This window comes from Pseudolysinimonas sp. (assembly GCF_031389465.1).
In the GTDB taxonomy this organism is placed as follows: domain Bacteria; phylum Actinomycetota; class Actinomycetes; order Actinomycetales; family Microbacteriaceae; genus Pseudolysinimonas_A.
The window spans coordinates 1-5765 of record NZ_JANMSQ010000280.1; the positions used below are offsets into that span (position 1 = coordinate 1).

General features: G+C 69.9%; 5 protein-coding genes and 1 other RNA gene. All 6 read left to right on the plus strand.

Annotated elements, in window-relative coordinates; genetic code table 11:
- Window positions 1–413 precede the first annotated feature (413 nt).
- Window positions 414–2342 (plus strand): cytosine permease, encoded by a 1929-nt coding sequence (locus RMO30_RS11010; protein WP_309713290.1) that lies wholly within the window; start codon window positions 414–416, stop codon window positions 2340–2342.
- Between the two features lie 4 nt (window positions 2343–2346).
- On the plus strand, window positions 2347–3174 hold the full coding sequence (locus RMO30_RS11015) for a Nif3-like dinuclear metal center hexameric protein (protein ID WP_309713293.1): 828 nt from the start codon (window positions 2347–2349) through the stop codon (window positions 3172–3174).
- 16 nt (window positions 3175–3190) lie between these two features.
- Window positions 3191–3958, plus strand: coding sequence for a hypothetical protein (locus tag RMO30_RS11020; RefSeq protein WP_309713296.1), 768 nt, complete (start codon window positions 3191–3193; stop codon window positions 3956–3958).
- Complete coding sequence (locus RMO30_RS11025; RefSeq protein WP_309713298.1) at window positions 3955–4389, plus strand: reverse transcriptase-like protein; 435 nt, start codon at window positions 3955–3957, stop codon at window positions 4387–4389. Before RMO30_RS11020 ends, RMO30_RS11025 begins: the two co-directional genes overlap by 4 nt.
- Window positions 4390–4398: 9 nt before the next feature.
- An RNA gene (rnpB, locus tag RMO30_RS11030) (RNase P RNA component class A) lies at window positions 4399–4785 on the plus strand.
- 24 nt (window positions 4786–4809) lie between these two features.
- On the plus strand, window positions 4810–5765 hold a 956-nt coding region (locus tag RMO30_RS11035; RefSeq protein WP_309713301.1), incomplete at its 3' end, for a sialidase family protein.

The following is a 5765-nucleotide window of genomic DNA, read 5'->3' on the forward strand; positions in this document are numbered from 1 at the left end:
CACCCCCGACACCCCCGCCCCCGACACCCCCGCCCGTCACTCCGGCGGCAAGCGACCCGTTCTCTCCGGGGACGTCGCCGTACCCGGACTCCGCGCTGTTCCCGGCGCCCCCGACCTTCCTGCGCCCGACGCCGCCCGAGGGTTTCGGGACATCTGTCGAGCCGCCCATAGAGCCCCCACCCATCGAACCCCCACCCGTAGAACCCCCACCCATAGAACCCCCGCCTGCCGAACCGGCCGAGCCGCCGGCCTGGGGCGCCGCAGCATTCGGGGAACCCGCGCCACCGCCGCTCGTCGAACCGTCCTTCGTCGCTCCGCCCCCGCTCGTCGAACCTCCGGCACCGACGACCGGCTCGGTTGTCGTCCCGACCCTCCCTCCACCCGCCGCGACGCCAGCGTTCGACCTTCCGCCGGTGACTCCCGCCGTCGACTTGCCGCCACCCGGGGCCGCGGACTTCGCTCACCTGCCGCCGCCGATCGGCATCGAGCCCGCAGCCATTCCGCCCTACCACCCGACATCGGGGATCGCCCGCCCGACCGGCGAGCTCGCTCCACCCCCGGGCGACTTCGAGTCGCTTCTGACGACCGGCAGCGTTCCCGCGCCACATCCCGATGACGTCGCGCCCGAGTACATCGCGCCCGAGTACATCGCGCCCGAGTACACCGCGCCTGAGTACACCGGTCCCGACGACATCCAGCTCGGTGAATCGCTGCCCACACTTGAGGATGACGACGTCGTCGACGACGTCGATCGGGCGTTCGGCACCGGCGCGATCGCTGTCGACTCGACCGGTTCGGTTACCATCATCGCGCCACCGTCGGAGCCGATTCCGACCGTGCGGCTGGCCGAGGACGAGCACGCTCTGGTCGACGAAGAACCGGAATCGCATCCGGCGCTGCTCGTCGAGACGGCCGGACCCGAGCCGACGGCGCTCGACCTGCGTGCCGGACGTGCCGCCCGCCTGTTCTGGCTCTGGTTCGCGGCGAACTCCTCCGTCGTCTCGCTGTCGCTCGGCGCGGTGCTGTTCGGGTTCGGGATGAGCCTGCGACAGACTCTCGTCGCGATCCTCATCGGTGTCGCACTCTCGTTCCTGCCGCTCGGCCTGGTGACCCTCGCTGGCAAGTGGAGCGGTCAGCCCACGATGATCGTGTCGCGCGCGACCTTCGGCATCGTCGGCAACGGCCTGCCCGCGGTTCTCGCCGTCGTCTCGCGGGTCTTCTGGGGTGGGGCACTGCTCTGGATGCTCGCAACCGGGGTCGCGCGCGTGCTCGTCGATGCCGGCCTCGATGCGGGCCTCGGCGAACAGGTCTGGACGTTCGTCGGACTCGGCGCCGGCTTCGTGTTGGCCTTCGTCGTCGCGATCTTCGGCTACGGCCTCATCGCGCGGGTGCAATTGATCCTGAGCATCCTGACCGCTCTGCTGGTCGTCGGAGTGGTAGCTCTCACGTTCCCGCGGCTCGACCTCGCAGCAGCTCAGGGCGTCGACGACGGACCCTGGACGTTGCTGGTCACCGGCGTCGTGCTGGTGTTCAGTTTCGTCGGACTCGCCTGGGTTCACTCGAGCGCCGACGTGGCGCGCTACCAGCGCCCCGACAGCGACGGCGGCGCGACGATGCTCTGGGCGACGTTCGGCGCGACGCTGCCGGCGTTCATCCTGGTCGCCTGGGGGGCCCTGCTCGCGGCATCCGACCCGCTGATCGCCGATGGACTCGCGACCAACCCGGTCTACACGATCGCGGCGCTGCTGCCGCTGTGGTACCCGGCGCCGCTGATCGCGGCCCTGTCCCTCGGTCTGCTCTCCGGCGTGGTGCTGACGATCTACTCCGGCGGGTTCGCGCTGCAGTCGCTCGGCGTGCGCGCCCGGCGTTCGGTGACGACGGCGATCGCCGGAGTCCTCGTCCTCGCCGCAGCCGCAGCCCTGCTCTTCCTCGTCGGCGACGCCCGCGCAGTCATCGTCGATGCGGCGACTACGATCGCGGTGCCCATCGCCGCGTGGGCTGGCATCTTCGGCGCGGAGATCATGATTCGTCGCCGCACGTTCCACGCAAACTCGCTGCTGCGGCGCGGGGGTGTGTACCCGGCCGTGCGCTGGGTGAACCTGATCGGGCTCGTCGTCATCAGCGCCATCGGCTTCGGACTCACCTCTGCGGTGCTGCCCGGGCTGGACTGGCAGGGCTACCTGCTGCCCTTCCTCGGCTTGGCCGAAGGTGATCCGCTGCTGACCAGCGATCTCGGCGTGCTCGTGGCACTCGTGCTCGGCATCCTGCTGCCGCTCGTCACCGCGGTGCCGGCGATCCGCCGACAGGACTCCGATTCCCAGAGGCGTGCGCTCGTAGACTGAGCGGATGACCACCAAGGGCGCCACGCTCGCCGACGTCGAGACGTGCGTCGAGGCACTCTGGCCGGTCGCCGGCGCGGAGCCGTGGGATGCCATCGGCCTGCTGTCCGGGGATCCCGCGGCTGAGGTGCGTCGCATCCATCTCGCGGTCGACGCCGTGCTTGACACCGTCGACGAGGCGATCGACGCGGGTGCCGACCTGCTGCTCGTGCACCACCCGTTGCTGTTGCGCGGGGTTACGACGGTCGCCGAGACCCGGTACAAGGGCGCCGCGCTCGCCCGCCTCATCCGCGCGGGGTGCGCGCTGATCGCTGCGCACACCAACGCGGATGTCGTCACCAGCGGTACCTCGGCCGTTCTCGCTGACCGGCTGGGGCTGCGTCAAGCCCGTCCGCTCGTTCCGTCGATTGCGAACCCCGTGCACGGAATCGGTCGAGTGGGCGAACTTCCCGAGCCGACGACGCTTGGCCGACTCGCACGCGGGCTTGCCGACCTCCTCCCGGCCACCGCCCAGGGCATCCGGGTCGCGGGGGAGTACGACCGCACCGTGAGCCGGGTCGCCCTCTGCGCGGGTGCGGGAGATGCCTACCTCGCCCTGCCCGATGTGCTCGCCGCCGACGTCTACATCACGAGCGACCTGCGCCACCATCCGGCATCCGAGGCGCGCGAGAACGCCCGCGTGTCGAGTGGTCCCGCGCTCGTCGACGTCTCGCACTGGGCGAGCGAATGGCTGTGGCTCGAGATCGCGGCGGCTCAGCTGCGGGATGCCCTGCCCGGCGTTGAGGTGACGGTGAGCGACCTGCGCACCGATCCCTGGGAGTTTGTTGTCGTCTGATGAGGAAGAGGAACGAATGGGCCTGAAGGCCGCCCCCGAAGATCAGGCCTTGCTGCTCGAGCTGCAGGCACTCGACACGAAACTGCAGCAGCTCGCTCGACGTTCCGACAAGCTTCCGGAGCGTGCGACCGTCGATACCCTCACGGGCAAGCGAGCCGAGCTGGAGCGCACGCGGACCGAGCAGTCGGGAGCGCTCGAAGACGTGCGGCTCGAGCTGAAACGCACCGAAGCAGACGTCGAGGTCGTGCAGGCGCGCGTCACCCGCGACGCCGAACGGTTGGCCACGAGCGCTTCGGTGAAAGACGTCGCGGCACTTGAGCAGGAACTCGAATCCCTCGGCCGGCGCAAGAGCGACCTCGAAGACATCGAACTCGCGGTGATGGAAACCCTCGAACAACGCGAGGGCGACCTCACCTCGACCGAGGGCGAGCTGGCGGCGCTCTCGACATCGATCGCCGAGGCGACAGCTGCGCGGGATGCGGCACTCGTCGAGATCGAGGGGGAGCGGGCGCACGCCGCCGCGAACCGGCAGATGGTTGCGACCAAGATTCCCGCCGACCTCCTCGCGCTCTACGAGAAGCAGCGCGAACGGTACGGAATCGGTGCCTCGCTGCTGCGCGGCGGAGTGTCGATGGCGAGCGGGGTGGCACTCGCTCACACCGACATGACGAGGATCCGCGCGGCGGAACCCGACGACGTCATCCTCTGTCCCGACTCGAGCGCCATTCTCGTCCGCACAGCGGAGTCGGGATTGCACGGCCGCACCGGGGAGTCGGGGCTGTGACCCGGCGTCTCATCGTGGAAGCCGACGGCGGGTCACGGGGTAACCCGGGGATCGCCGCCGGAGGGTCGGTCGTGATCGACGAAGCCACCGGCGAGGTGCTCGCGGAGCTCGGGGTGTACGTCGGGGTTGCCACCAACAACGTCGCCGAATACTCAGGGATGATCGCCGGGGTGACCCGTGCTCTCGCGATCGACGCCAACGCCGAATTGCGCGTGCGACTCGACTCGAAACTCGTCGTCGAACAGATGAGCGGGCGCTGGAAGATCAAGCATCCCGACATGGCGAACCTCGCCGCCGAGGCTCGGGAGCTGCTGATCGGAACCCCGGTTGCCTTCGAGTGGATCCCGCGCGCCGAGAACGCTCGCGCCGACCGGATGGCGAACGAGGCGATGGACAAGAAGATGACGTTTGCGCGGCCCGAGGTACCCTGAGAGGGCAAACGGGCCGGCCAGACGGTCGCGTCGCTCCGCAAGGAGTGCCGAGGAACGTCCGGGCACCACAGGGCAGGGCGGTGGGTAACACCCACCCGGAGTGATCCGCGAGAAAGTGCAACAGAGAGCAGACCGCCTGCTGTCGGCGCTCCTTTCGAGGGGCGTGGACAGTCGGTAAGGGTGAAACGGTGGTGTAAGAGACCACCAGGGGCCCGAGTGATCGGGCTCGCTGGGTAAACCTCGTCCGGTGCAAGGTCAGACAGGGAACGAATGACGGGGCCCCCCGAGTTCCCGGGTAGACCGCTAGAGGGCTGCGGCAACGTAGTCCCGAGAGAGATGGCCGTCACCCAGCCGCAAGGTTGGGGACAGAACCCGGCGTATCGGCCGACCCGTTTGCATCCCTTCGGTAGCGTTCCGCCTGTGACGTCGGACCTGGTGACGCTATTCACGGGCGGACGTGGCTATCGCGCCGTCCGCATCCCCGCGATCGCTGCTCTCGACCCGGACCACCTGGTGGTGGTCGCCGTCGGGCGGCGGCGGGTCAGCGACTGGGGTCCGAGCGACCTGTTGCTGCGCCGTAGCGCCGACGGCGGCGAGACGTGGTCGGCGGCCGAGAGACTGGTGCGCGGGTGGTGCCGTACCGTCGACAACCCGACGCTCGTCGTCGACCGGTCGGGCGTGCTGCACCTGCTGTATCAGGTCGGATATCGCAGGCTGTTGCACCGCCGAAGCGCCGACGGCGGTCGTACCTTCTCGGCGCCGGTGGACCTGACGACCATGCTCACCTCGATTCCCGAGCGCGATGGCTTCGTTCCCCGCCGGTTCGCCCCCGGGCCCGGGTCGGGCGCCCTCCTCGCCGCCGGGCGGCTCGTCGTTCCGGTCTGGGCGAGCTCGGCCCGCGGCCGAAGGCACCGCCCGTCGGCGACCTTCACGATCACGAGCGACGACGACGGGATGACGTGGGCCGCAGGCGAGTACGCCGCGTTCCCGGGTGGGGCGGTGCGCAACCCTTCTGAGGCGGCAATCGCCGCTCTCCCGGACGGGGGAGCACTCCTGACGGTTCGACAAAAGGGTGACCCGAGGAGGGTGTTCACCCGCAGCACCGACGGGGCGACGGGCTGGTCGACGCCGCACTTCGCGCCGGAGATCTTCGAGCCCGTCTGCCACGCCGCACTCGTCGCTGGCGACGGCCGGGTGTTCTTCGTGAATCCCGACAGCCGGGATTCACGGCGTCCCCGGCTACCCGACGGGAAGGCCGTCCGCGAGAACCTCACGCTTCGGGTCTCGCGCGACGACGGCGCGACCTGGGGCGAGGCGCGGGTGCTCGACCCGGGGCCAGCGGGCTACTCGGCTCTTGCTGAGGCCGGGGACGGAAC